Annotated in this window: 22 protein-coding genes; 8 read left to right on the forward strand and 14 right to left on the reverse strand. The window is 73.3% G+C overall.

Annotated elements, in window-relative coordinates:
• Positions 1-5 precede the first annotated feature (5 nt).
• The 4 genes from NAMU_RS21070 to mtrA form a co-directional block, all read right to left on the reverse strand.
• On the reverse strand, positions 6-416 hold the full coding sequence (locus NAMU_RS21070; RefSeq protein ID WP_015749360.1) for a hypothetical protein: 411 nt from the start codon (positions 414-416) through the stop codon (positions 6-8).
• A 58-nt stretch (positions 417-474) separates the two neighbouring features.
• Positions 475-2,319, reverse strand: a complete 1,845-nt coding sequence (locus NAMU_RS21075; protein ID WP_015749361.1) for an LpqB family beta-propeller domain-containing protein — start codon at positions 2,317-2,319, stop codon at positions 475-477.
• Positions 2,316-4,160 (reverse strand): MtrAB system histidine kinase MtrB, encoded by a 1,845-nt coding sequence (gene mtrB / locus NAMU_RS21080; protein WP_407669258.1) that lies wholly within the window; start codon positions 4,158-4,160, stop codon positions 2,316-2,318. Before mtrB ends, NAMU_RS21075 begins: the two co-directional genes overlap by 4 nt.
• Before the next feature lie 118 nt (positions 4,161-4,278).
• The gene (gene mtrA, locus NAMU_RS21085; protein WP_015749363.1) at positions 4,279-4,956 is read right to left on the reverse strand and encodes an MtrAB system response regulator MtrA; all 678 of its coding nucleotides are present in this window, start codon (positions 4,954-4,956) and stop codon (positions 4,279-4,281) included.
• Positions 4,957-5,089: 133 nt separating this feature from the next.
• Between mtrA and NAMU_RS21090 the strand changes: the two genes are divergently transcribed.
• Positions 5,090-6,070 (forward strand): hypothetical protein, encoded by a 981-nt coding sequence (locus NAMU_RS21090; protein ID WP_138180382.1) that lies wholly within the window; start codon positions 5,090-5,092, stop codon positions 6,068-6,070.
• Here NAMU_RS21090 and NAMU_RS21095 read toward each other — a convergent pair.
• Positions 6,042-6,683 (reverse strand): dTMP kinase, encoded by a 642-nt coding sequence (locus NAMU_RS21095; RefSeq protein WP_015749365.1) that lies wholly within the window; start codon positions 6,681-6,683, stop codon positions 6,042-6,044. The genes NAMU_RS21090 and NAMU_RS21095 overlap by 29 nt on opposite strands.
• Positions 6,684-6,757: 74 nt before the next feature.
• On the opposite strand from NAMU_RS21095, the gene NAMU_RS21100 reads away from it, so the two are divergent.
• The 5 genes from NAMU_RS21100 (at position 6,758) to NAMU_RS21120 (ending at position 10,680) form a co-directional block, all read left to right on the forward strand.
• Positions 6,758-8,218: a peptide MFS transporter gene (locus tag NAMU_RS21100; RefSeq protein WP_015749366.1), complete on the forward strand. Its 1,461-nt coding sequence runs from the start codon at positions 6,758-6,760 to the stop codon at positions 8,216-8,218.
• Between the two features lie 92 nt (positions 8,219-8,310).
• The gene (locus tag NAMU_RS21105) at positions 8,311-9,462 is read left to right on the forward strand and encodes a nitric oxide synthase oxygenase (RefSeq protein WP_015749367.1); all 1,152 of its coding nucleotides are present in this window, start codon (positions 8,311-8,313) and stop codon (positions 9,460-9,462) included.
• A 20-nt stretch (positions 9,463-9,482) separates the two neighbouring features.
• A complete protein-coding gene (locus tag NAMU_RS21110) occupies positions 9,483-9,857 on the forward strand; it encodes an FKBP-type peptidyl-prolyl cis-trans isomerase (RefSeq protein WP_015749368.1) in 375 nt (124 codons plus the stop codon).
• A complete protein-coding gene (locus NAMU_RS21115; RefSeq protein WP_217180550.1) occupies positions 9,854-10,309 on the forward strand; it encodes a DUF6325 family protein in 456 nt (151 codons plus the stop codon). Before NAMU_RS21110 ends, NAMU_RS21115 begins: the two co-directional genes overlap by 4 nt.
• A complete protein-coding gene (locus tag NAMU_RS21120) occupies positions 10,309-10,680 on the forward strand; it encodes an SHOCT domain-containing protein (protein ID WP_015749370.1) in 372 nt (123 codons plus the stop codon). Before NAMU_RS21115 ends, NAMU_RS21120 begins: the two co-directional genes overlap by 1 nt.
• A gap of 97 nt (positions 10,681-10,777) precedes the next feature.
• Here the strand turns inward: NAMU_RS21120 and ahcY are convergent, their stop codons facing one another.
• Positions 10,778-12,253, reverse strand: a complete 1,476-nt coding sequence (gene ahcY, locus NAMU_RS21125) for an adenosylhomocysteinase (protein ID WP_041371214.1) — start codon at positions 12,251-12,253, stop codon at positions 10,778-10,780.
• 218 nt (positions 12,254-12,471) lie between these two features.
• On the opposite strand from ahcY, the gene NAMU_RS21130 reads away from it, so the two are divergent.
• On the forward strand, positions 12,472-13,071 hold the full coding sequence (locus NAMU_RS21130; RefSeq protein ID WP_041369248.1) for a hypothetical protein: 600 nt from the start codon (positions 12,472-12,474) through the stop codon (positions 13,069-13,071).
• A gap of 18 nt (positions 13,072-13,089) precedes the next feature.
• Here NAMU_RS21130 and NAMU_RS21135 read toward each other — a convergent pair whose 3' ends face one another.
• The 4 genes from NAMU_RS21135 to NAMU_RS21150 all read right to left on the reverse strand — a co-directional run bounded on the left by NAMU_RS21135 (position 13,090) and on the right by NAMU_RS21150 (position 17,621).
• Positions 13,090-13,347, reverse strand: coding sequence for a hypothetical protein (locus NAMU_RS21135; protein WP_015749373.1), 258 nt, complete (start codon positions 13,345-13,347; stop codon positions 13,090-13,092).
• A 76-nt stretch (positions 13,348-13,423) separates the two neighbouring features.
• Positions 13,424-13,615 (reverse strand): hypothetical protein, encoded by a 192-nt coding sequence (locus tag NAMU_RS21140; RefSeq protein WP_015749374.1) that lies wholly within the window; start codon positions 13,613-13,615, stop codon positions 13,424-13,426.
• Between the two features lie 73 nt (positions 13,616-13,688).
• On the reverse strand, positions 13,689-14,972 hold the full coding sequence (locus tag NAMU_RS21145) for an MFS transporter (RefSeq protein ID WP_015749375.1): 1,284 nt from the start codon (positions 14,970-14,972) through the stop codon (positions 13,689-13,691).
• Positions 14,973-15,140: 168 nt separating this feature from the next.
• Positions 15,141-17,621, reverse strand: a complete 2,481-nt coding sequence (locus NAMU_RS21150; RefSeq protein WP_015749376.1) for a bifunctional FO biosynthesis protein CofGH — start codon at positions 17,619-17,621, stop codon at positions 15,141-15,143.
• Between the two features lie 236 nt (positions 17,622-17,857).
• On the opposite strand from NAMU_RS21150, the gene NAMU_RS21155 reads away from it, so the two are divergent.
• Positions 17,858-20,233 carry a heavy metal translocating P-type ATPase gene (locus NAMU_RS21155; protein ID WP_015749377.1) on the forward strand — a complete coding sequence of 792 codons (2,376 nt, stop codon included), beginning with the start codon at positions 17,858-17,860 and terminating at the stop codon, positions 20,231-20,233.
• On the opposite strand, the gene NAMU_RS21160 is transcribed toward NAMU_RS21155, so the two are convergent.
• From NAMU_RS21160 to NAMU_RS21175, 4 genes are read right to left on the reverse strand one after another with little or no spacing between them, the layout of a single operon-like run.
• Positions 20,157-23,657, reverse strand: coding sequence for a P-loop NTPase fold protein (locus NAMU_RS21160; protein ID WP_041369252.1), 3,501 nt, complete (start codon positions 23,655-23,657; stop codon positions 20,157-20,159). The two genes, NAMU_RS21155 and NAMU_RS21160, sit on opposite strands and share 77 nt — an antisense overlap.
• 46 nt (positions 23,658-23,703) lie before the next feature.
• A complete protein-coding gene (locus NAMU_RS21165; RefSeq protein ID WP_015749378.1) occupies positions 23,704-24,351 on the reverse strand; it encodes a class I SAM-dependent DNA methyltransferase in 648 nt (215 codons plus the stop codon).
• Between the two features lie 38 nt (positions 24,352-24,389).
• Positions 24,390-25,343, reverse strand: coding sequence for a hydroxymethylglutaryl-CoA lyase (locus NAMU_RS21170; RefSeq protein WP_015749379.1), 954 nt, complete (start codon positions 25,341-25,343; stop codon positions 24,390-24,392).
• A gap of 10 nt (positions 25,344-25,353) precedes the next feature.
• Positions 25,354-26,337 (reverse strand): EamA family transporter, encoded by a 984-nt coding sequence (locus tag NAMU_RS21175; protein ID WP_015749380.1) that lies wholly within the window; start codon positions 26,335-26,337, stop codon positions 25,354-25,356.
• Positions 26,338-26,354: the final 17 nt, after the last annotated feature.

Here is a 26,354-nt window from a genome sequence, read left to right on the forward strand (position 1 = left end):
CCCGCTCAGTCGGTGGCCCGGCGGATCAGCTCGAGCAGCGCGGCCCCGTAGGCCTGCGCCGGGTCGGCCGCGCCGTGCTCGGTGGCGGGCGCGCCCGGCAATGCGGTGCGCACCACGTACCGCTCGTCCTGCCGGATCAGCGTCCGGAACGCCCCGCCCAGCAGCTCACGGAGCTGGTCCTCCCGCGGCAGCCACAGCGCGTCGTCGGCCGAGGTTGAGTCCAACGCCCACTCGGTCGTCCCGTTGAAGGCCAGCACCGCGCCGCTGGCCGCCTCGTGCGCCTGCACCACCATGTCCGACAGGGTGAACACCTCCCCGTCGAAGGTGCCACGGGTCAGCACGAACCGGTCACCGGACTGCGGGTGCCAGACCAGGCCCGCGGCGCGCAGGGCGGTGGCGAGTTCGACCGAGATCACCGCTGCATTGTGCCCGCCCGGCCCGCATCACCACCGCTCACTCCGGGACCGGCCCGGCTCAGCTCGGGTAGAACGGCGAGGACCCGTTGAGGAAGGGTTGGCCGGACACCGGTGACTGCCACTTGCCGTCGGCCTGGCTTCCCTCCAGCTGCCACACCCGGCCACCGAAGGTGATCAGCATCGGCTCGCTGGCCGCGGCGGCCAGCCCGTCGATGTTGCCGAAGATGCCGTTGTCGCTGATCTTGCGCGCGTCGTAGCCGTCGATGCTGACGTTCCACAGGCTGCGGAAGCCGTCCGCGGTGGTCGCGGCGGCCACCACCAGCTCCAGCGAGTTGACGAAGGTGACCGGCCCGACGTCCTGCAGCGAGGTCCGCAGCGGGGTCAGGCCGGAGATCTCCAGGGGCGTCTGCCCGCTCGACTCGTTGCGGCCGGCCGCCGGGGTCGTGGTCGGCGCCGTGGCCCCCTCGGCCGGGGCCGGGGTCAGCACCCCGACGTAGAGCTGTCCGCCGGCCACGATCGCGATCCGCACCCCGTCCGGGGACAGAGCCAACGCGGTCACCGATCCCTTGCCGGTGAGCTCGTCGGCCCGCACCCGTTCCCGGCTCGGCGTGCCGGAGGTCGACACCCGGTACACCTCGGGCTTGCTCGCCCCGTTCTGGACCACCCACGCCTCATCCCCGGCCCGGGTCAGGCTGGGCTGGGTGAGCGTGTCCGCCTTGAGCGCCGGATCGGCCCGCCCGACCTGGTCGGGCGAGCTGAGCAGCAGTTGCTCCCCGCCGGCCGGGTCGATGGCCACCGCGGCGGTCACCCCGGTGGTCGCCGAGGCCGCCGCCGAGATCACCGTCGGGCTGCCGGTGCCCAGCGGACCGGCCACCGCCTTGCCGTCCAGCAGCCCGGTGATCGCCCCGGCGGGGCTGACGTAGAACGGATCGGAGGCCACCTGTCCGGTGCCGGGCAGCCGGTCCGGGTCGAACGAGGACACCGAGTTGATCGTGTACACCGGCTGCGCCGGGTCCAGCGGTATCCCGTCCACGCTGATCGAGATCCGCGGCGTGGTCGGCGACAGGGTCCACACCACCTGCGCGGCCAGGGCCCGCCGGGCCTCGGTGGTCGAGGTGTCCACGCCGGTGAAGTCGACCTGCAGCACCCCGTCCGGGTCGACCGACGGGTTCGAGCGCAGGCCGGAGCGGGCGGTGAAGCTGCTGGTCACCGCATTGTTGATGGCATCGGCCGGGCCGTCCAGCAGCATCGCCAGCAGCCGGCTGGCCCGGTTGGCGGTGGTCTGACCGATCACGATGTGCCGGATGTCGGGGACGACCACCGACCCCGACTGGTCCAGGAAGTACAGCACCCGCTGGCGGTAGGCGGTCGGGAAGTCCGCGCTGGTCAGCAGCAGGTCCGGTGGCGGATCGCTGATCCGCCACTGGTCGTCGACCTTGACCAGGTGCAGGGCCCGCGCGTAAGCACTCGAGGCCGAGTGGAACGAGCGCTGGGCATCCAGGCCGCCGGGCGAGTTGCCGGCCACGGTGACCACCCCGGACGCGGCCTGGTCCACCTCGGTGCGGTAGTTGTCGTCCAGGATCACCACCGGCTGGGTGCTGGGCTGCCAGGCCGCCTGCGCCTCCGGGGTGAGGTACTGGCGGGCGGCGGCGAAACTCGACCCGGTGCCGCCGTCGGCGTCCGGCCGGGCGCTGGCCGCGATGAAGCCACGGACCACCTGATCGGGTTGGGCCCCCGGGGTGGGCGCGTCCGGCACCACCGGATCCACCTGGTCGGCGATCCGGGTGACGTCGACGGCCGCGCTCGATCCGGGGATCGCCGTGCAGCCGGCGACCAGGACACCGCAGAGCAGCAGGAGCAGAACGGCGAGCCGGCGACGACGGTCCGGCGACGGGCCGATCACCGGGCCACCGGGCTGGCCGCGTCGGTGCTGGCCGCGCCCGCTCCCCCAGCGGGGCCGGGGGCGCCGGGTGCGGCCGGCTGGTCCTCGGCCGCGGCGACCTCGGGGCTGATCAACGCGGCGGTGGCCCCGCCGACCGGGACCGAGGCCGGGTGCAGTTCGTCCTCGCGCGGGGCCGGCTTGAGCGCTCCGTCGTCGACCATCATCCGCACCGGAGCGGCCTCGTCCGGGGTGGCGCCGGAGCCGGCCGCCGACCCGTCCGCGCGCAGGGCCAACGGCGAGTGGGTGATCAGGCCGCCGTGCTGGCGGGGCAGCGTGAGCCGGAAGCGGGCCCCCTCCCCGGGCGTGCCGGAGGCCTGCAGCCAGCCGCCGTGCAGCCGGGCGTCCTCCAGCGAGATGGCCAGCCCCAGGCCGGTGCCGCCGGTGTGTCGTTGCCGGGACGGGTCGGCCCGCCAGAACCGGTTGAACACCAGCCCGGCCTCGCCCGGCCGCAGCCCGACGCCGTGGTCGGTCACGGTGATGGCCAGCACGTCCGGGTCGGCGGCCAGCTCGACCTCGACCGGCTTGCCGTCGGCGTGGTCGATGGCGTTGTTGAGCAGGTTGCGCAGGATCCGGTCGACCCGTCGGGTGTCGAGCTCGGCGACCACCGCGTGCTCGGGCAACACGGTGACGATCTGGACGTCGAACTGGTCGGCCAGCGGCGCGGCCGCGGCGATGCTCGCGTGGATGCAGGACCGGATGTCGATCGTCTCCGCGCTCAGCTCGGCCATCCCGGCGTCGTACCGGCTGATCTCCAGCAGGTCGGTGAGCAGCGACTCGAACCGGTCCAGCTCGTCGACCAGCAGCTCGGTGGACCGGCCCAGGTACTCGGGGAAGTCCGACCGCCCGTCGTAGAGCATGTCGGCGGCCATCCGGACGGTGGTCAGCGGCGTGCGCAGCTCGTGCGAGACGTCGGAGGTGAACCGCCGCTGCAGCTTGCCGAACTCCTCCAGTTGCCGGATCTGCACCCGGATCGCCTCGGCCATGCCGTTGAACGAGCTGGCCAGGGTCTCCAGCTCGATCGGTCCCTTGACCGGCATCCGCTCGGCCAGGTCGCCGGCCGCCAGCTTGCGCGCGCTCGCCGCGGCCCGGCGCACCGGTCGCACCACCTGCATGGCGACCAGGGCGGAGATGCCGGTCAGCGCGATGGCCAGGGCGACGCCGCCGACCAGCAGCGTCCGCTGCACCACCTGCACGGTGCCCTGTTCGCCGGCCAGCGGGAAGATCAGGTAGACCTCGAACGAATCGGTGCTGGTCCGGGCGGGACTGCCGACCACCAGGGCAGGGATGGCCTGACCGTCCCGGCGGATCGTCGTGTACTGGTAGGAGACGTTGCCCTGGGAGACCCGGGCCCGCAGTTCGGCCGGCACGTCGGCGAGCGGCTGGGCCACCGCCAGGTCCGCGTCCGAGCCGATCCGGCTAGGCACGATGACGGGCTCGAACACCCCGGCGGTCGAGTTCTGCGCCCCGGAGGAGCCGTCGACCCGGCCGATCTCGGTCAGCGCCAGCTGCAGTTGCTCGCGCAGTGAATTCGGGTCCGAATCCGCGCCGGAGAGGCTGTTCTGCACGGTCTGCCGGGCGTTGTCGATCTCCACGGTGGCCGCGTCGATCTTGGACTGCAGCAGCCCGGCGGTGATCTGCTGCTGCAGGATCAGGCCCAGGGTGATCATCACGACCGCCGACAGGCTCAGGGTCAGCACCACCACCCGGACCAGCAGCGACCGGCTCCAGAAGGCGATCCGGGAGCGGGCGGCGGTCAGGCCGCGGCGCGCCTGCCCGCGCAGCCGGGTCAGCCGGGAGTCCACCGACCGGTGCGTCTGCGGCGCCGTGGGGTCGGCCGGCGCCTGCGCCGACCCGGCGGCCGCCGCATCGGGCGACGGGGTCGCCGCAGCCGGCTCAGTGCTCACCGCTGCCTGCTCTCCGCTACGCCGCACCCGCCCGGTAACCGACGCCGCGGACGGTGACGACCACCTCCGGGTGCTCGGGATCCTTTTCGATCTTGGACCGCAGCCGCTGCACGTGCACGTTGACCAGCCGGGTGTCCGCGGCGTGCCGGTACCCCCAGACCTTCTCCAGCAGCACCTCACGGGTGAACACCTGGCGCGGCTTGCGGGCCAGCGCGACCAGCAGGTCGAACTCCAGCGGGGTCAGCGAGATCGGTTCGCCGTCCCGGGTGACCTGATGGCCGGGCACATCGATGTCCACGTCGGCCACCCGCAGCCGTTCGGCCGAGCCGACGTCGGCGCGCCGGAGCCGGGCCCGGATCCGGGCGGTCAGCTCCTTGGGCTTGAACGGCTTCATCACGTAGTCGTCGGCGCCCGACTCCAGCCCGAGCACGACGTCGACCGTGTCGGTCTTGGCCGTCAACATGATGATCGGGATGCCGGACTCGGCCCGGATCTCCTTGCAGACGTCGAGCCCGGACACCCCGGGCAGCATCAGGTCCAGCAGCACCAGGTCGGGGTGCACGTCCCGGAAGGCGTCCACCGCCTTCGACCCGTCCCGCACGACGGCCGTGTCGAAGCCCTCCCCCCGCAGCACGATGGTCAACATCTCGGCCAGGGCGGGGTCATCGTCGACCACCAGCACGCGCGCTTTCATGCCCCCATGGTGACACCCTTCACAGATCGACCGGGGTGGGCGCGCTCGACGGAACCGCCCCGGACGCCCGGACGGCGCCCCGGACGCCCCGAGACCGCCCGGGACCGTGCGGCGCCCATGGGACGATGGGCCGGTGAGCTTTCCTGGATACCCCCGACCCGAGTCCGGCCGCCCCGGCGGCTGGCCCGCGGACCAGCCGGGACCGATCCCGCTCCGCCCGTTGGGCGTCGGGGATCTGCTGGGGGTGGCCGTCACCGTGGTCCGCCGCTGCGCGGTCCCGCTGTGCCTGGCCGCGTTCCTGGCCGCGCTGCTGTCCAACGGCACCACCCTGGCCGTGCTGGCCCTGGCCGGCAGCCTGCGCACCTACGCCGAGGCCACCTGGCTGCAGGACATCATCGACGGCGGCTCCAGCATCCCGCCGGCCATCATCGTCTCCGCCCTGTCCGGGCTGGTCGTCTCCACCGTGGGCGGGGTGCTCGTGGCCGGGATGGCCGCGGCCGGGGCCGGTTCGCTCGCCCAGGGCCGCGACGGCCGGGGCGCGGTGGCCCAGCGGATGGCCGGCCGGTGGGGCGCCCTGCTGGGGGTCGCCGTCGTCGTCGGCGTGCTCTGCTCGCTCGGGCTGATGCTGCTGGTGGTGCCGGGGGTGATCGCCTACCTGATCCTGGTGCTGGCCGCGCCGGCCGCAGTGATGGAGCGGGCCGGCATCGGCGAGTCGATGCGTCGCAGCGCCCAGCTCAGCCGGGGCCACCGCGGCCGGATCCTGGGCGTGACCCTGCTCGCCGGCATCATCTCCGGCTTCACCAGCACGGTCATCACCACCGTGCTCAGTTCCGTGGTCAGCCAGTCCGATCCGGTCAGCGCGCTGCTGATCACCCAGTTGATCGGCACCGTGGTCGCCGCGTTCACCGGCGCCTGGACCGGCGCGGTCATCGCGCTGATCTACATCGACATCCGGATCCGCACCGAGCACCTGGACTACGCCCTGCGCATCGCGGCCGAGTCCGACCGCCGGGCCCGCTTGCAGGACCGCGCGCCGGGTCCCGACCAGCGCCCCGGCCAGCGGCCCGATCAGCCCCCGGACGGGCTCATCCCACCACCGCCGCCGGCAGGCTGAACGACCCGTCGGAGTCCGGGGTGAGCACCGTCCACGGCGACAGATAGTCCTGCTCGGCCAGCCGCCGGTACATCGCGGCGGTCCGCCGCTGCAGGCCGTCGTCGGCCTCGAACCGGTCCAGGGCGCGGTCCTGATCCTGATCGGCCCGGTTCCGGGCGCGTTGCCCGGCCAGCTCGACCGAGGTGGCCAGCAGGATCTGATGGTCGGGCGCCGGCACGCCGAACCGATCGATCTCCAGGGCCCGCACCCAGGCCGGGAAGTCGGTCGGCCGGTCCGGACCGCCCAGCCGGGCGCTGCCGTAGGCGGCGTTGGAGGTGACGTAGCGGTCCAGCAGCAGCACGTCGTGCGCCTGCCGCAGGTCCCGGATCTGCCCGGCCGCGGCCCGCCGGTCCAGGGCGAACAACACGGCCGGTCCGTAGATGCTGTCGGACAGATCGCCCAGGCGCCCGTACAACGCGTCCTGGACCAGGTCGGCGTGCACGTCGAGCCCGTACCGGGGAAACGCCAGGGTCGCCACCGTCCGGCCGTCGGCCTGCCACCGGGCGGCCAGCGCCTGGGTGAGCGTGCGCTTGCCCGAACCGTCCAGTCCCTCGATGACGATCAGTCGTCCCACGAGCGAGCACCCTACGGGCCGAGCCGCCCGCGAGTCTCGATGCGCTCCGTTGCCGCAGGTGGGACGCTGTCGCCATGACCACCGCCACACCGAAGCCGGCGGATAGCCGGACGTTCCTGGGCCAGCCTCGTCAGCTGGCCACCCTGTTCTCGGTCGAGATGTGGGAACGCTTCTCGTTCTACGGGATGCAGATCATCCTGGTCTATTACTTGTACTACTCGACGGCCGACGGCGGACTGGGCATCGACCAGGGCGTCGCGACCGGCATCGTCGGCGCCTACGGCGGCATGGTCTACCTGTCCACCATCCTGGGTGCCTGGCTGGCCGACCGGGTCATGGGCGCCGAACGCACCCTGTTCTACGCGGCGATTCTGGTGATGTCGGGCCACATCGCGCTGTCCGCGCTGCCCGGCCTGCTGGGGGTCGGCGTCGGGCTGGTGTTGATCGCCTTCGGTTCGGGCGGGGTCAAGGCCAACTGCACCTCGCTGGTCGGCACCCTGTACGAGCCGAGCGACCCGCGGCGGGACGCGGGCTTCTCCATCTACTACTTCGGCATCAACCTGGGGGCCTTCGCCGGCCCGCTGCTGACCGGCCTGGTGCAGGTCGACTTCGGCTTCCACTGGGCGTTCCTGGTCGCGGCCATCGGCATGGCCATCGGGCTGGCCATCTACGCCGTCGGCCGCCGGAAACTGCCGGCCAGCGCCAACAACGTGCCCAATCCGTTGCCGCCGGAGCGCCGGATCCGCTACATCGTGGCCGCGGTGGCTGCGGTGGCCCTGGTCGTGCTCGCCGTGCTCACCGGGGTGCTGACCGCGGACCGCCTCTCCAGCGCGGTGGTGGCGATCACCATCGTCGCCGCCGTCGCGTACTTCGTGGTCATCCTGGGCAGCAAGCAGGTGAGCACCGTCGAGCGCCGGCGGGTGATCGCCTTCATCCCGCTGTTCCTGGTCAGTGCCGTGTTCTGGTCGCTCTACCAGCAGCAGTTCACCGTGCTCGCGGTCTACAGCGACCAGCAGCTGAACCGGGACCTGTTCGGGTGGGAGATGCCGGCGAGCTGGGTGCAGTCGATCAACCCGGTGTTCATCATGATCCTGTCGCTGGTCTACGCGGGGGTCTGGACCAAGCTGGGCAACCGGCAACCGTCCAGCCCGGTCAAGTTCGCGCTGGGCACCATCATCATGGGCATCGCGTTCCTGCTGTTCATCCCGATGGCCAGCACCGTTCCGAACAGTGCCCCCCTGCTCGGGCTGGTCGGCGTCATCTTCGTCTTCACCAACGCCGAGCTGCTGATCTCCCCGATCAGCCTGTCGCTGTCCACCAAGCTGGCGCCGAAGGTCTTCGAGACGCAGATGGTGGCCCTGCTGTTCCTGTCGATCGCGCTGGGCACGGCCATGTCCGGCGTGCTGTCGCAGTACTACACGATCGAGGACCAGGTCCCCTACTTCGGCATCCTGGGCTGCATCGCGATCGTCGTCGGCGCGGTGCTGTGGGTGTTCACCAAGCCGATCCTGCGGCTGATGGGCGGGGTGCGCTGACCCCGAACCGCCCGAACCGGCGAACCGTTGTCCGGATCCGGCCGTAGGAACGCTCTGGACAGCAGGATCAGCGTCCAGACCAGGGGGTTCCGATGCAGGCAGCACGCTGGATCGAGGCGGCCGAGTTCCAGGGGCTGCTGCTGCGGGAGGGGCTGATCGACCAGGTCGCGCACGGCCGCCGGCTGCGGCAGATCAACACCGAGCTGGCCGCGACCGGCCGCTACGAGCACACCGCGAGCGAGCTGGAGCAGGCCGGCCGGATCGGCTGGCGGGCCACCCCGCGCTGCATCGGCCGGCTGCCCTGGCAGACCCTGCAGGTGCTGGACCGCCGGCACCTGCAGACGCCGGAAGAGGTCTTCCAGGCCTGCGTGGAGCATCTGCGGTGGGCGACCAACGGCGGCCGGATCCGTCCGGTGATGACGGTCTTCGCGGCGGCCGAGACCGGACGGGCGGCGCGGATCTGGAATCCGCAGCTGATCCGCTACGCCGGCTGGCGCCGTCCGGACGGGACGGTGCTCGGCGATCCGGCCCAGCTGGAGCTGACCGACCGGCTGCACGAGCTGGGCTGGCGGCCGGCGCAGCGCACCGCGTTCACCGTCCTGCCGGTGGTCATCCAGGTCGGGCACCACCGATCCCAGCTGTTCGAGCTGCCGGCCGACGCCGTCCTGGAAGTGCCGATCACCCACCCGGAGTTCTCCTGGTTCGCCGAGCTGGGCCTGCGCTGGCACGCCCTGCCGATGGTGTGCAACCTGGGCCTGCGGGCCGGTGGCCTGTTCTACCCGGCCGCCCCGTTCAACGGCTGGTACATGAGCACGGAGATCGCCGCCCGCAACCTGGCCGACGTCGACCGGTACGACCAGTTGCCGGCGATCGCCCGCCGGATGGGCCTGAACACCCGCAGCAGCATCAGCCTGTGGCGCGACCGGGCCCTGGTCGAGCTGAACGTGGCGGTGCTGCACTCGTTCAAGGCGGCCGGTGTGCGGATGGTCGATCACCACAGCGCGTCCGCCCAGTTCATGACGCACCTGGACCGCGAACGCGACCAGGGCCGGTCGACCCCCGGGGACTGGAGCTGGCTGGTACCACCGGTCTCGGGGTCGACCAGCCCGGTGTTCCACCGGTACTACGCCGCCGACGCCGACCCCGGCACGCCGCGGTTCCAGGCCCAACCCGAAGCCTGGCGAGCGGTGGCGGCCGGCCCGCACCCGGCCACGCCCGGCTGCCCGGTGCACCGGGTGGCCTAGCTTCGTGTTGGATGGTTGTCATGTCTGGAACTGATGCCACCAAGCCCGAGGTCGAGTTTCCCGAAGGACCGCCTCCCACCGAACTTGTCATCGCCGATCTGACCGTCGGCGACGGCGCGCAGGCCAACCCCGGCGACACCGTCCGGGTGCACTACCTCGGAGTCGACTACGAGTCCGGTAGCGAGTTCGACTCGTCCTGGAACCGGGGCGAGTCCATCGAGTTCCCGCTGCGCGGCCTGATCAAGGGCTGGCAGGACGGCATCCCGGGGATGAAGGTCGGCGGCCGCCGGCAGCTGACCATCCCGCCGGAGCTGGCCTACGGTCCCGCTGGTGGCGGGCACCGGCTGTCCGGGCGCACGCTGATCTTCGTCATCGACCTGCTCGGCGTGCGTTGAGCGCGACCGAGGTGGATGTGCTCGGCCCGGTCGAGTTCGCAGTCGTCGAGTTCCCCGCCGGGGTGGTCAGCGGGAGCGGATTTGCCCAGTTGCTCGAGCTGGCCGACTCCGGCGTCATTCGCATCCTCGATCTGGAGTTCGTCCGGCGGACCGCGGACGGCGCCGTCGTGCCGGTCGAGGTCGCTGACCTCACGGTCGGTCCCGGGGTCGACCTGTCACCGTTCGTCGGCGCCTCCAGCGGCCTGGTCGACACCACCGATCTGGCCACTCTGGGCGACTCGATCGGCGTGGGCAGCGTCGCCGCGGTGCTGGTCTACGAGGAGCAGGTGCTGATCCCGGTGGTGGCCGCGTGGCACGCCGCCGGCGGCCGGTTGGCGCTGGTCGGGCATCTGGAACCGACCGATCTGGACGAGGCCCTGGACGCCACCGAACCCGCGAAGGCCGGTGTGTGATGGGCCTGTTCAAGACCGCCGCCAAGGTGGCCGTGGCCAGCTCGGTGCACGGTCGGGTGCAACGCCGCCAGCAGCAGAAGTGGGCCGCGCAGAATGCGGTGCCCCAGGCGCCGCCACCCCCGCCGCCCCCGGTTGCCGCTGCGCCGGCGCCGGCACCGCCCGCGGAGTACGGCCGGCCGCAGTTCGCCACCGAGCACACCGCCAGCGGGTATCCGGCCCCCGGGCAGGCCCCGGCCGCGCGACCGCCGGCCGCCCGGGTGGACATGGCCACCAAGCTCGCCCAGCTCCAGCAGCTGGGCGATCTGCGGGCCGCCGGGGTGCTCACCGACGCCGAGTTCGACGGCCAGAAGGCCGCCATCCTGGCCCAGTAGGCCGCACGTCACCGCCCGAACCAGCCCGACTTGCCCCACGCACCGCCACGATTCTGTCGGCGGTGCGTGGGGGCAAGTGGACGGGCGGGCGCGACGATCAGTACCGGTAGTGCTCCGGCTTGAACGGCCCCTCGACATCCACGCCGAGGTACTCGGCCTGGTCCTTGGACAGCTTGGTCAGCTCGCCGCCGAGCGCCTCGACGTGGATCTTGGCGACCTTCTCGTCCAGGTGCTTGGGCAGGCGGTAGACCTCCTTGTCCCACTCGTTCGGCTTGGTGAACAGCTCCAGCTGGGCGATGACCTGGTTGGAGAACGAGGTGCTCATCACGAACGAGGGGTGCCCGGTGGCGTTGCCCAGGTTCAGCAGCCGGCCGGCCGACAGCACGATGATCGTGTGACCGTCGGCGAAGCGCCACTCGTCGACCTGCGGCTTGATCTCGATCTTCGAGGCCCCGGACCGGGCCAGCCCGGCCATGTCGATCTCGTTGTCGAAGTGCCCGATGTTGCCCAGGATCGCCTGGTGCTTCATCCGGCTCATGTGCGCGACGGTGATGATGTCCTTGTTGCCGGTGGTGGTGATGATCAGGTCGGCCCGCTCGACGGCCTTGTCGACGGTGGAGACCTCGAAACCGTCCATCAGCGCCTGCAGCGCGCAGATCGGGTCGATCTCGGCGACGACGACCCGCGCGCCCTGGCCGCGCAGGGACTCGGCCGCCCCCTTGCCGACGTCGCCGTAGCCTGCGACCAGCGCGACCTTGCCGCCGATCAGCACGTCGGTGCCGCGGTTGATGCCGTCGATCAGCGAGTGCCGGATGCCGTACTTGTTGTCGAACTTGCTCTTGGTGACCGAGTCGTTGACGTTGATCGCCGGGAACAGCAGCTCGCCGGCCGCGGCCAGCTGGTAGAGCCGGTTGACCCCGGTGGTGGTCTCCTCGGTGACGCCGATGATCGACGGCGCGGTCCGCGTCCAGTACTGCGGGTCGGCGGCCAGCGAGGCGCGCAGGAAGTCCAGGATGACCGCGTACTCCTCGGAGTACTCCGGGTCGTCCTCGTTGATCGACGGGATCACCCCGGTCTTCTCGTAGGCGACCCCCTTGTGCACCAGCAGGGTGGCGTCGCCGCCGTCGTCCAGGATCATGTTCGGGCCCTGACCGTCCGGCCAGCGCAGCATCTGCTCCGTGCACCACCAGTACTCCGGCAGGGTCTCGCCCTTCCAGGCGAAGACCGGGGTGCCCTTGGGCTCCTCGACGGTGCCGTACTTGCCGACGACGACGGCGGCCGCGGCGTGGTCCTGGGTGGAGAAGATGTTGCAGGACGCCCAGCGGACGTCGGCGCCGAGCTCGACCAGGGTCTCGATGAGCACGGCGGTCTGCACGGTCATGTGCAGCGAGCCGGAGATCCGGGCCCCGGCCAGCGGCTGGACCTCGGCGTATTCGCGACGCAGGGCCATCAGACCGGGCATCTCGTGCTCGGCCAGGGTGATTTCCTTGCGGCCGAAATCGGCCAGGGCCATCGAGGCGACCTTGTAGTCCAGGTCACCGGATCGGTCGGCGACCAGGTTCAGGTCGGACAGTGTGCTGGTGGTGGTGGACACAGCATTGCTCCTTCGCGGGGCTCGGGGTGGCACCGTGCTGATCACGGCGCGACGGGCCGGACTCGGGTCTGCCCCTGCACCGGACGCCCGAACAGGGCGTGCATGTCACCGGTCAGGATAGCCGCGCGCTCCCCCCGGCCGGGTGGTCCGCCGCGACCTGGCGCGGCGCTCACGCGTGGGGACGCGACAATGGAGCGGTGACGCCTTCGACCCCGGACGGTCCCGCGGACCGGCGAACCACCCCTCAGACCACCGACCCGGCGGCGGCCCCGCCCGAAGCGCTGATCATGTCGGCGGTGCAACCGGGGGCGGCCCGGCGCCCCGCGGGCCCGGGCCGGCGGCGGCAGGCCGACTTCACCTCCGCCGTCTACGGCTCGGTGGTGGCCGGCACGGTGATCGTCAGCGCCGGCCCGATGCCGGCGATCGGGCTGTCGGTGCTGCTGGTGGTCAGCGGTGTCGTGTTCTGGCTGGCCCACGTGTACGCGATCACCGTGGCCAACGTGCACGGCGGCTGGGAGCTGGGCGCGATCCGCAAGGGCCTGCGCAAGGAATGGCCGGTGGCCTTCGCGGCGATCCCGCCGGCGCTGGCCGCGCTCACCGCGGCCTTTTTCCCGGACATCACCACCACCGACGGCGCCTGGATCGCGCTGGTGGTGGCCATCGTCGAGCAGCAGATCTGGGGCTACGCGGCAGTCCGCCGGTCCAGCCTGTCCGGGATGGCCGTGGTCCGCACCATCACCCTGAACGTGGTCATCGGGATCGTGGTCGTCGGCCTGAAGTTCGCAGTCGGTCACTGACCGGGAGAACCCGGCAGATCAGTGGCCGCCGGTCGGCCCGCCCAAGCCCTCGAAGAGGTAGCTGTCGAACACTTCCTGCATCCGCCCGTACGGCCGGCGAGCGGCCGTCGGGTCGAGCGCCGACCGGTCGTCGGGCTCGTTCGCCCGGATCAGCCGCTCCCGGATCAGGTTGCGCAGGGCCTGCTCGACGACCGACGGCACCGACGTCCCGTCGGCGGCCGCGGCGCGGCGCACCGCGTCCAGCAACGGGCCGGGGATCTCGATCGTCGTGGTCACGGCCGCGATGGTACGGGAACACCTTGCCGCCCAAGGACATTTCGGTGAACGGACGGGGTGTCCGGGGCGGGCCGGCTCACTCGTCGGGCAGGTGCATCTTCCGGGTGGTGAACAGGCCGAAGAGCAGGCCAAGACCGGTGCCCACGACGACCGGCAGCAGGAACGAGCCGAACAGGATGCCGCCGGCCACGCCGACCAGGACTCCGAACAGGGTCCAGACGGCCACCGCCGGGGCCCGCGGTTCCCGCCGGGTGGGGTCGTTGCGCATCGGACCACGGTAGCCCGGACCGGCGCCACCCACGGGACGACCCGGCGGGCGGCCGGGCGCCCGGTCCGGCCCGTCAGGTCGCGGGGCGGTCGGCGCCCTTCTCGGACCGGGCGAGCACCGCGGCCGGTCGCCGCGGCTCCCGGGCGGCCGGCGAGACGATGCCGGCGACCGCGATCAGGGCGAGCACGATCAGCAGGGCGTTGAGCAGTCCGACCTGCTGGCCGACGAAACCGACCAGCGGGGGCCCGACCAGGAAGGCCAGGTAACCGATGGTGGCCACGGCGCTGACCCGGGCGGCGGCCGTCTTCGGGTCGTCGGCGGCCGCGGACATGCCGACCGGGAAGCCGAGCGCGGAACCCAGGCCCCAGGAGACGACGCCCGCGGCGGCCAACCAGGGATTGGGCGCGAAGATCATGGTGGCCAGGCCGACGCCGGCCAGCACGGCCGAGACCCGCAGCACCGGCACCCGACCGAACCGGTCGAGCACCAGCACGCCGCCGACCCGGCCGATGGTCATCGCGGTGACGAAGATGCCGAACACCAGGGCGCCGGTGGCGTTGTCCACGCCGTGGCCGTCGACCATGGCCAGGGCCAGCCAGTCGTTGGCCGACCCCTCGGCGAAGGCCATGCCCAGCACGATCAGCCCGATCAGCAGGGTGCGGCGGTCGCGCCACACGGTCAGCCGGGACCGCCAGTCCCCCTTCTCCTGGGCCTGGTCGGTCTCCTGCGCGGCGGACAGGGCCGGGTCGGGCTGCAGGAAGCGCACGGCCACCAGCACCGCGCCGATCATCAGCCCGGCGACCACCGACAGGTGCGCGACGACGGGCACGCCGAGGTGCTCGGCCAGCGCGCCGCCGGCCGCGCCGACGATGGTGCCGGCGCTGAACATGGCGTGGTAGATGGGCATGACGGTGCGGCCCAGCGCCCGCTCGTTGGCCGCGCCGTCGACGTTCATCGACACGTCGCAGGTGCTGGTGCCGAGCCCGAAGACGACCAGGCCGGCGGTGACCACCGGAATGGAGGCCAGGCTGCCGCCGATGCCGGCGATGACGATGCCGACCGCGGACACGATCATGGTGGCCCGGATGGTGGCGATCGGCCCGAACCGGGCCAGGATGTGGCTGGACAGGACCAGGCCGACCATGGACCCGCCGGCCAGCCCGAAGACGATCAGGCCCATCTGCCAGGTCGAGGCGCCGACGGCATCCCGGATCGCCGGGGTACGGGCGACCCAGCTGGCCAGCGCGACCCCGCACAGCGCGAAGATCACGAACAGCGCGTTGCGCCAGGCGACCACCTGCTGGCGGGTCAGTGCGGGGGCGGCCCCGGCGACGGCCGGAGCACTCGGATCGGACATGGTTCCCTGCGTCTCACGGGTGGTGTCGGGCCGGGCGGCGACGCGCGCGGACCCATCGGTCGAAACGATTCGATCGAATCGTTTCGACCAGGCTACGGGCCGCCCCGACACACGGTCAAGACCCGCGCCACCGGGTGATCGAGACCACCCGGCGGCTCCCCGGTCCGCTCAGGCCGAGACCGGCGCCGAGTCCTGCGGCGCGGCGGTCACCGATCCGGCGGCAGTGGCCAGGCCGGCGGGGACGCGCCCGTACAAGGTGGTCCGTTGCACGGCCGGCCGGCCCTCGGCCGCGGCCAGCGCGCGCAGCCCGGCGGCGTCCAGGCCCTGGCCGTGGCTGGCCCCGGCGGCCCGGGAGATGTTCTCCTCCATCAGCGTGCCGCCCAGGTCGTTCACGCCGGCCCGCAGCAACTGGCGGGCGCCGATCGGACCCTGCTTGACCCAGGACGCCTGGATGTTGTCGATGGTGCCGGCGTAGACGATGCGGCCGACCGCGTGCATCAGGACCGCCTCGCGCCAGGTCGGCCCGCGCCGGGCCCCCCGCTTGAGGTAGATCGGGGCGGCCATGTGCACGAACGGCAGCGGCACGAACTCGGTGAACCCGCCGGTCTCCCGCTGCAGCGCCCGGGTCCGCAGCAGGTGCCGGGCCCAGTGCTGCGGCTGCTCGACCGAGCCGAACATGATGGTGACGTTGCTGCGCAGGCCGACCGAGTGCGCGGCCCGGTGCACCTCGAGCCACTCGTCGGTGGTGATCTTGTCCGGGCAGATGACCCGCCGGATCTCGTCGTCCAGGATCTCCGCGGCGGTGCCCGGCAGGGTTTTCAGGCCGGCGGCCTGCAGCCGGCGCAGGTAGTCGGTCAGCGGCTCGCCCAGCCGCTTGGCCCCCTCGTGCACCTCCAGCGCGGTGAAGCCGTGGATGTGCAGGTCGGGCACCGCGTCGTGCACTGCCTGGGCGACGTCGACGTAGAAGTTGCCGTCGAAGTGCGGGTGGATGCCGCCCTGCAGGCAGACCTCGGTGGCCCCGAGGTCGACCGCCTCCCGGGAGCGCTGCGCGATGTCCTCCAGCGAGAGCAGGTACGGCTTGCCCCGCAGGTTGAGCGAGAGCGGCCCCTTGGAGAACCCGCAGAACGTGCACCGGAACGTGCACACGTTGGTGTAGTTGATGTTCCGGTTGATCACGTAGGTGACCTCGTCGCCGACCAGCTCGCGGCGCAGCTCGTCGGCCAGCTCGGCGACCGCGGCGACCTCCGGGCCCCGGGCCCCGAACAGGGCGACGATCTCGGCCTCGCCCAGCTCCTGCCCGGCCCGGGCCCCGTCGAGCACCTCGGCGACCCGGCCGCGGGCGAACGCCGGCCCCGGGATCAGCACCGGCGGCGCCACGTCCGCCCCCGAGTACCAGGCGGTGGACCGGCGGCCGATCTGAATCACCTCGGCACCGGTGCCGACGTTGGCCGCGGCGCCGTGCTTCTCCGGCCACACCGCGCCCGGGTCGTCCCGGCCCAGGCCCTGCGCGTCGGACCGGTCGAGCACCGGGAACCGGGTCGCCGGGTCCAGCCACCGTTGCGGATCGAGCGCGAACTCCGGGTAGATCGTCATCCGCGGGGCCAGCGTGTGGCCGGCGTCCTCGGTCGCCGACCGCAGGGTGTGCAGGGCCGGCCACGGGCGTTCGGGATTGACGTGGTCGGCGGTCACCGGGGACACCCCGCCCCAGTCGTCGAGGCCGGCGGCCAGCAGCTCGCCCAGCTGCTCGGTGTCGGTCAGGTTCGGCGGGGCCTGCAGATGCACATCCGGCGGCAGGATCAGCCGGGCCAGCGCGATCGCCCGCAGGTGCTCCAGCGGCGGGCACGGCGGCTCGTCCCGCATCGCCGTGCCCGGTTTGGGCAGGAAGTTCTGCACGATCACTTCCTGGATGTGCCCGAACTCGCGATGCACGTCGGCGATGGCCAGCAGGGCCTCGATCCGGTCGGCCTCGGTCTCCCCGATGCCGACCAGGATGCCGGTGGTGAACGGGATGGCCAGCTCGCCGGCGGCCCGCAGGGTGGCCAGCCGACGTTCCGGGGTCTTGTCCGGAGCGCCGCGGTGGGCGGCCAGGTCGGGCCGCAGCGATTCGATCATCATCCCCTGGCTGGGGGCGACCGTCCGCAGCCGAGCCAGCTCCGGCGCCGAGATGGCGCCGGCGTTGGCGTGCGGCAACAGGCCGGTCTCGCCCAGCACCCGGCCGGCCATCGCCACCAGGTAGTCCACCGTCGAGGTGTAGCCGTGCTCGTCGAGCCACTCCCGGGCCTGCGGGTACCGGCGCTCGGGCCCCTCCCCCAGGGTGAACAGGGCCTCGGCGCAGCCGTGGGTGGCACCCTGCCCGGCGACGGCCAGCACCTCGTCCGGGGTGAGGTAGGCGTGCGGCAGGTGGCGCGGCGCGGTGGCGAACGTGCAGTACCCGCAGCGATCCGCGCACAGCCTGGTCAGCGGCAGGAACACCTTGGGCGAGAACGTGATCCGGGTGCCGAACGACGCGTCCCGGATCTCGCGCGCGCGGGCGGTCAGCTGATCCGTGGGCAGGGTGGCCAGCGCCCGCGCGGCCACCCCGGTGAGCCCGACCGAGTCGAGGGCAGCTGAGCCGAGTGCAGCGGACGAGTGGGTCGACCAGACAGTCACTGACGGTGCTCGCTTTCGACGTGTCCCCGCCCGTCGGCCGGTGGGCCGACCCGGCGGCAGACAGACCGGGTGGGACAACGGACACGGTACGGATCCGCGGACCCGCCCGGGACCGCAGGGCCGGCCAACATCGGCGGCGGGGACTTTCGCCCCTGCCACCTGATCCCGGCACCGCCTTGACTGGGGGTCGGGCGGAGGGCGGCCCCACGCCCGGCGCCGGGAAGGGACGGCCGACGGTGAACTGGTGGCGGCGCAACCATGAACAGGCCCTGTTCGTCGCGGCCACTGCGCTGCTGGCGGCGGGCGGCGCCGCCGCTCTGGCCGGGGCCGATGCGGCGGCCAGGGCCCTGTGGGTGGCCGGCACCCTGCTCGGCCTGGTCGCCGCGGTGGCCCAGCTGGTGGTGGCCATCCGCGGCGGCCGGTTGAGCGTCGACGTGATCGCCGTGCTGGCCCTGGCCGGCGCGCTGGCCGTCGGCGAACCGTTCGCCGGCGCCATGATCAGCGTGATGCTGGCCAGCGGTCAGTTGTTGGAGGCCCGGGCCGCCGCGCGGGCCCGCCGCGAGCTGAGCCTGCTCATCGAGCGGGCGCCGCGAACCGCGCGGCGCGACGTCGGCGGGCAGATCGACCAGATCCCGGTGGACGAGGTGGCCGTGGGCGATCGGCTGCTGGTCGGCACCGGGGAGATCGTCGCGGTCGATGGCCGGCTGCTGTCCGCCGGGGTGTTCGACGAGTCGGCCCTGACCGGGGAGCCGCTGCCGGTGCACCGGGCCGCCGGCGAGGACATCCGCAGCGGTGTGGTCAACGTGGGTGCGCCGGCGGACGTGCTGACCACCGAGACGGCCGCGCACTCGACCTACGCGGGCGTCGTCCGGCTGGTCGAGCAGGCCAAGGCGTCCTCGGCGCCGTTCGTCCGGGTAGCCGACCGGTTCGCCATCCTGTTCGTGCCGCTGACCCTGCTCCTGGCCGGCGCGGCCTGGCTGGTCAGTGGCGATCCGGTGCTGGCCGTCGCCGTGCTCGTGGTCGCCACCCCGTGCCCGCTGCTGCTGGCCGCGCCGATCGCGTTCATGTCCGGCCTGTCCCGGGCGGCCCGGCTGGGCGTGATCATCAAGGGCGGCGGGGCACTCGAACGGCTGGCCAAGGGCACCGTGCTGCTGTTCGACAAGACCGGCACCCTGACCCGTGGCCGGCCGCAGGTCACCGATCTCGTGCTGGCCGGGCCGGAGTGGGACGCCGACGAGGTGCTCCGGCTGGCCGCCTCGCTGGACCAGGTCTCGCCGCACGTCCTGGCCAGCGCCATCGTCACGGCCGGCACCGGCCGCGGGCTGGCCCTGGAGCTGCCGACGCAGGTTCGGGAGGAGCACGGCTACGGCCTGCAGGGCCGGGTGGACGGCCGCCTGGTCGCGCTGGGCAAGGCGTCCTGGGTGGTCGGCGACGCGGACCCGGCCTGGGTTCGTCAGCTGCGCCGCCGCGCCGACCTGGACGGTTCGCTGACCGTCTTCGTCGCGATCGACGGCCGGCCGGCCGGGGCCTTCCTGCTGCAGGACGAGGTGCGGCCGGACGCACCGCGGATGATCCGCGGGCTGCGCCGGGCCGGGATCACCCGGGTGATGCTGGTGACCGGCGACCGGGCCGACGTCGCCGAGATGATCGGGCGCATCGTCGGGGTCGACGAGGTGCTGGCCGACCGCGACCCGGCCGCCAAACTCGGCATCGTCGAACAGGAGTCGGCCGGCGGGGCGACGATCATGGTCGGTGACGGGATCAACGACGCGCCGGCGCTGGCCGCGGCCGGAGTCGGCGTCGCCCTGGCCGCCCGCGGCGCCTCGGCCTCGTCGGAGACGGCCGATGTGGTGCTGACCGTGGACCGGGTCGGCGTGCTCGCCGACGCCATCCTGATCGCCCGGCGGAGCCGGCGCATCGCCCTGCTGGCCGTGCTGGTCGGGATGGGGCTCTCGCTGGTGGCCATGGTGATCGCGGCGATCGGCCTGCTGCCGCCGGCCGCGGGCGCCATCACCCAGGAGGTGATCGACCTGCTGGCCATCGGCATCGCCCTGCTCGCGGTGCTGCCCGGTCGCCGGCACACGGTGCCGATGCCGGACGCCGACGTGGCCACCGCGGCCCGGCTGCGCACCGAGCACGACGCGGTCAAGCCGGTCGTCGAGCAGATCCGCACGGTGGCCGACGCCCTGTCCACCCAGCACCCGGACCTGGACCCGGTGCGGACCCTGGCCGGGCAGCTGGAGGACGAGGTGCTCCCGCACGAGCGGGCCGACGAGGACCTGCTGGTCCCGCTGGTCGGTCGGGCCCTGGGTCCGGATGCGACGGCGTCGCTGAGCCGCACGCACGCCGAGATCGAGCACCAGGTGTCGCGCCTGCGCCGCCTGCTGGACGGCCTGCCCGGCGGCCCGTCCGGTGACCCGACTCTGGAGGACGCCACCGCGGTACCGCCGGAGGACGTCATCGAGCTCCGGCGCCTGCTGTACGGGCTCTACGCCGTCCTGCGGTTGCACAACACCCAGGAGGAGGAGGGCGCGTTCAGCCTGGTGCCCGAGGGCGAATCGTCCTCCTCCGCGGACCGGTTCCGGCCGTTCGCCGGCACCGGGAAGGGCTGATACCGGCCCCGGGATCCGGGCTCGGGTCAGTGGCCCAGCGCGCTGACCGCGGAGCCGGTCGGGAAGGACAGCCGGCCGACCGGCACGATCCACGGCTGCCAGACCGCCAGCCGCTCGGGCAGCGGGAGGCCGGCCTCCCGGGCCCGGGCCCGGGCCTGCTGCAGCGCCTGGACCAGCCGGCGCCACTGGTCGGCGCGATCGGCGTCGAGGCCGGACTCGACCGCATTGCGCCACCTGCCGTCGCGCTCGACCGGGACGAGCCCGGCCAGGACCTCGCTCCAGCGGTCGAGCGGGTTCTTCGCGGCCATGGAATGCAGGTGCACGCTCCAGCCGGGCCGAGCATCGGAAACGCGATCACCGTGGCCAGCAGCGTCATGGCTGCGCGGTAGCCGTAGGAGCGGCCATCCGGGGAGTCCGCGTCGGACACCGGTTGCAGGCTGGTCCGCGCGTTGCCCTGGGCGGCCGCCGTCTCCAGCGCGACCAGCAGCCCGTAGCTGTTGGCGAACCGTTTGACCGCCCGCGGCGAGCCGATCAGCGGCGGGCCGAACAGGCCGATCAGCCGGAACTCGTCCGCGGTCAGGGCGAGCGGGTCGATGCGCTGGACCACGCTGAGCTGGGGCCGGCGGAACGTCTCGGCCGCCGGGTGCCACCAGGTGGGCGGCGGCGCGGGCAGGTTCGGATTGATGCCCTCGGCCGGCCCGGTCGCCCGCACCTCGAGCGAATCGGTGATACCGAGGGTGTCGGTCACGGTGGCGGTGACCGGCGCGCCCCGCACGCCGACCAGGTCGTCCATCAGCTGGCGGTAGCCGGTGGTGGTCATCGACGGCAGGGTCAGCACGATCTGGAAGATCTTCTCCAGGTACTGGGCCGGGGTGCTGGACCAGGGGTCGCGGTCCAGGTCACCGGGCTCGCCGTCGTCGGTCAGCAGGTCCCGGTAGTGCGATTCCAGCGAGCGCAGCAGCCAGCGCGGGTCCACCGCCACGACCACCACGAACAGCGGCACCGCCAGCAGCAGGTGGATCGCCTCCAGCACGCTGACCACCCGGTCGGGCGGGCACCGGTCGAGGTCGTCGATGTAGACCACGATGCGGTCGATGGCCGGCAGCTCGTCGCCGACCGCGTCGGTGTCCGGCCCGGCCGCCCCGTCGAGCTGGGCCCGCTGCAGCAGCTCGGCCATGTGCTCGAAGTCCCGGCGGATCTCGGTCATCACGCCCAGCCGTTCCCGGTAGCTGCCGTGGCCGGCCCGGTCGGTGGCGAATCCGGACAGTTGGCCGGCCGCGGTCAGGCTCTGCAACTGCCCGGTCAGCTGCTCGACCTCGGCCTGGGCGACCGCCTCGGAGGTGGCCAGCCCGGCCCCCTGCCGGTCGAGCCAGTCCTTGGCCTGGTCCCAGGTCGTCACCAGCTTCGTGCGGATCGGCTCCGAGCGGCGCCAGGCGGCCCCCAGTCCGGCGAGCAGGGTGCCGACGGCCACGACCAGGGGCACCGTGCTCGCCCATTCGACCAGGTCGGGCAGCCACAGCAGCGCGGCGACGAAGGCGACCACCCCGACGGCCGCGACCAGCCAGGCCCAGGCGGGCACCTGGCCGATCCAGGCCCGGGCCAGCAACCACTGCCGCCGAGCCCCGCCGGCCACGCCGGCGAAATCGGCGGACAGGTCGGCCGGGCCCTTGCCGAACTGAGCCTGCGCCTTGGCCCGGGTCCCGTCGGGCAGCCGGTCCCAGACCGCCGCCACGGTGGCCTGCCGGATCCGCCGGATCTCCGCCAGCCGGGCCTGCGCCGCCGCGAGCTGCACCTGCAGACCTCGGGCATCGATCAGTTCGCTGGTCAGCCGGGATCGCTGACGCTGCTCCTGCTCCGAGGTCGGATCCGCCAGCTGGCCGAACAGCTCCGCGACCAGGCTGGCCCACAGGTCGGTCTCCGCGTAGTGCCAGGCGTTGAAGCTGACCTGGCGGACCGCCCCGTGCGAGATGGGGTCGGTGCGGCCGGCCAACCGGGCCCGCTGGGCGACCTCGTCCCGGATCATGGCCAGGAACTTGCTCTTGCCCTCGCCCCATCGTCCGAAGATGCCGATCGCCAGCGGCGGCGCGGCCGAGCGGGCGGTGATGATGTCGGCCAGGGCGAGGGCCTCCCGCTGCCGATCGAGCTGGTCGCCGGCCCCGTGCGCGTCCGAGCGGTACCCGGGCACCCGCGGGACGGGCTCGCGCCGGGTGAGTTCCCACAGGCGCACGCTGCCGTCGGCCGACCACGTGGCCACGGTGGGCCGGCCGTCCACCGTGCCCCAACGGCCCCCGTGCACGCTCCCCCGATGACCGGTCACCACGGCCAGCGCGGATCCGTCCCCGGCCGGATCCCAGAGCCGAACGCTGTGGTCGTCGCCGCCGGTGGCCAGCACCGGGTGGCCGTCGACGACGCCGAACGCGCCCCACCGCACGGGGCCGGTGTGCCCGGTCAGCCGGGTCAGGCGATCGTCCTGGGGGTCCCACACCCAGACCGCGCCGTCCCCGCCGACCCCCGTGGCCAGGACGGATCGATCGCCGGCCACGGACCAGCCCGCCCAGCTGACCGCGCCGAGATGGCCGGCCAGCACGCTCATCCGGCCGCCGGAGCCGGGGTCCCACAGCCGCACGCCCTGCTCCGCGCCGCCGCCGACGGCCAGCACCGCCGTCCCGGCCAGCACGCCCCAGCATCCCCAGCCGGCCGGTCGCGACGCCCCCGGGTCCGCCGGTTCCCGGTCGGCCCGGGCCGCCGAGGTCGCCCCGGTCGCCACGGTCGCAGCCGACGCGGGGGTCGCGGGTCCCGGAGCGGCGGGATCCGCGACCGGGCCGGCGGGCGGCCCGGTGAGTTCACCCCGGCCCTGCCCGGTCATCGGGTCCCAGAGCTGCACCCCGCCGTCGGGGCGGCCGATGGCCAGCACGCTCACCCCGTCCAGCACCGACCAGGCCACCCACGCCGTTCGGGCGGCCGGCAGCTCGGCCACCTGGACGCCGGTTTCCGGCGCCCACACCCGGACGGTGGTATGCGAGCGGCCGCCGGTAGCCAGGACCGCGGCGCCGTTGAGGAAACCCGGTGCGCCCCACTCGGGCGGCTGGCGGTGACCGTGCAGCTCGGTGATGCGCTCGCCCGAGCGCGCGTCCCACAGCGCCACGGCCCCGCCGGGGCCGGCGGTGGCCAGCACGGTGGCGTCGCGGGTCACGGTCCACGGACCGGCGCCCAGGTAGGCCCCGGCCAACCGGACCGGCGGGTCCGGGGACAGGGGGTCCCACAGCCGGGTGATGTCGTCGGAGCCGTCGACGACCAGCCGGGGCCGGCCGGCGACGTCGATCCACTCGGCCTGGCGCGGCCGAACGTCACCGCCCAGGTCCAACCGCCGGCCGGACGCCCGCAGGCCCAGGTCGGCGACGACCGGTTCGACCTGCTCGACCATCCGGGCATCCTCGCACCGATCGCCCGGTTCGGACGGATGGCCGGGATCATCGGCCCGCGAGCAGGTAGGCCTGCGGCGTTGTCTCCGGCTCGATCGGGCCACGCACCTGCCGGGTCAGCACGGTGAAGCCGGCGGCCCGAAGCAGCTGCTCGATGTGGTCCGGGTCGAGCCGGTAGGCCGTCGCCGACACCCGGTGGCCGTAGGCCTGTTCGATCTCGACCGGGCCGTCGCCGACCTGGAAGGCAAACTGCAGCCGGCCACCGGGCCGCAGGACCCGGCCGAATTCGGCGAAGGCAGCCGGCCGCTCGCCCGGCGGCAGGTGGATGATCGAGTACCAGGCGACCAGCCCGGCCACCGAGGCGTCGGGCAGGTCCAGTTCGGTCAGGCAGCCGACCTGGAAGTCCAGGTGCGGGTACCGCCGGCGGGCCTCGGCGACCATGGCCGGCGACAGGTCGATGCCCCGCACCGGCAGCCCGAGCTCGTGCAGGTGGATGGTGATCCGCCCGGGTCCGCAGCCGACGTCCACCACCTGACCACTGACCTGAGCCTGCCCGTCGGAGCGGACCGCCGCGGCGAAGTCGGCGAGCACGGCCTGGTCGGCCGGGCTGTCGGCCATCAATCCCTCGAGCGTCCGCGCGTAGTCGACGGCGACGGTGTCGTAGGCGGTCCGGGTGCGTTCCAGGTGGGCGAGCATGGCGGTGACGCTAGCCACCCCGTCCGACAGTGCCCGCCTCAGCGATCGTCGGCCGGCGCCGGCCGCGGCCGGTTGCGCCCGCCGGCCCGGAACAGGTTGCTCTCCAACGGATGTCCGACCAGCTCCCGGGCCACCGCGGCGGCGGCCAGCACCGCGTCCAGGTCCACCCCGGTGCTGATGCCCGCGTCGTCGAGCAGGTACACCAGCTCTTCGGTGGCGATGTTGCCGCTGGCCCCGGGCGCGAACGGGCAGCCGCCCAGCCCGCCGACCGAGGCGTCGAGCTGCCTGATCCCGGCCTGCACCGCGGCGAACGCGCTGGCGATGCCGGTGCCCCGGGTGTTGTGGAAATGGGCGCCCAGCGCCACCGGGTCGGCGCCCCCGTCACCCGGGCCACCGATGGCCGCCCGGACGGCGTCGAGCAACCGCCGCACCCGCGCCGGAGTGGCGGTGCCGATGGTGTCGCCGAAGCACAGCTGGTCGGCGCCCAGCTCCAGGGCCCGCGCGGCGATGCCCGCGGTGCGCTGCGGGTCGGTCGGCCCGTCGAACGGGCAGTCCCAGGCGGTCGCGATGATCACCTCCAGCCGGCCCCCGGCGTCGTGCACGATCCGGGCCACCTCGGCGACCGCGTCCACCGCGTCCTGTGTGGAGCGCCGGGCGTTGGCCCAACTGTGCCCGTCGGCCGCGGACACCACGTACTCGATCGTGCGCAGCCCGCTGCCGATCGCCCGCGTCGCCCCGTTCGGGGAGGCGACCAGGCCGGACCAGTCGACGCCGGGGACGGTGCCGACGTACTCGGCGATCCGCTCGGCGTCGGCCATGGCCGGGACGGCCCGCGGTGAGACGAAGGCGGTCGCCTCGATCCGCCGTACCCCGGTGGCGACCAGCGCCTGCAGCAGCCGGATCTTGCCCGCGGTGCTGATCGGGGCCTCGATCTGCAGGCCGTCGCGCGGTCCGACCTCGCGGATGTCGACGTGGCTGGGCAGCTGGGTCACGATCTCCTCCTCAGGGGGCCAGTGTGCCTGCACTGTCCGCCGGACCGCCCGGCCCGCCCAGGGCCGGTGGGGATAACGCGGGGGCCGGCGCCTCCTCCGGCCAGGACTCCGGCTGGGAATCCGGTGGGGAATCCGGCTGGTTGACGGGAGCCGGGCGCGCGCCGCTGCGTTCGGCGCCGATGCCCGCGATCACCACGCAGAGAAGCCCGAGGACCGGCCACGCGCCGGGCACCTGGTGCAGCACGACGAGCCCGATGATCAGCGCGATCGCCGGCTCCAGGCTCATCAGCGTGCCGAAAGCGGCCGCCGACAACCGGCGCAGGGCCAGCATCTCCAGCGCGAACGGAACGACCGGAACCAGCAGGGCCAGCCCGAGCCCGACCAGGACCAGCTCCCAGGTCAACGCGCCGATGGCGGCCGGCCCGGCGATCGCGGTCGCGGTCAACGCGGCCACCGGCATCGACACGGCCAGGCCCCGGATGCCGGACAGCTCATCACCGACCTGCTGGGTGAGCAGGATGTAGGCAGCCCAGCACCCGGCCGCCCCCAGCGCGTAGGCCACCCCCACCGGATCGACCGTGCCGTGCCAGGGTTCGGTCAGCAGCAGCACCCCGACGGCCGCCGGCAGCACCCACAGCCGGGCCAGCCCGCGCCCCCGCCAGGCGGCCACCGACAGCGGTCCGAGGAACTCCAGCGCACTGGCGGTGCCGAGCGGGAGCCGGGCCGCGGCGGCCATGAACAGCATGGTCAGCCCGGCGGTGACGATCCCCAACGCGATGCCGGCGACCAGGCTCGACCGGGTGAACCAGCTCCGGCGCGGCCGCACGATGACCAGCAGCAGCACCCCGGCCCAGGCCAGCCGGAGCCAGGCGGCGCCTTCCGGACCCAACCGGTCGAACAGCCCGATCGAGGCGGCCAGTCCGAGTTGGACGAACAGCATCGCCGCGACGGCCATGCCGGCCCCGGTGCGGGTGGAGGTGCGCATGTCGACCATCAGAGCAGCCGACTACC

It is taken from the genome of Nakamurella multipartita DSM 44233 (assembly GCF_000024365.1).
GTDB classification, from domain to species: Bacteria; Actinomycetota; Actinomycetes; order Mycobacteriales; family Nakamurellaceae; genus Nakamurella; species Nakamurella multipartita.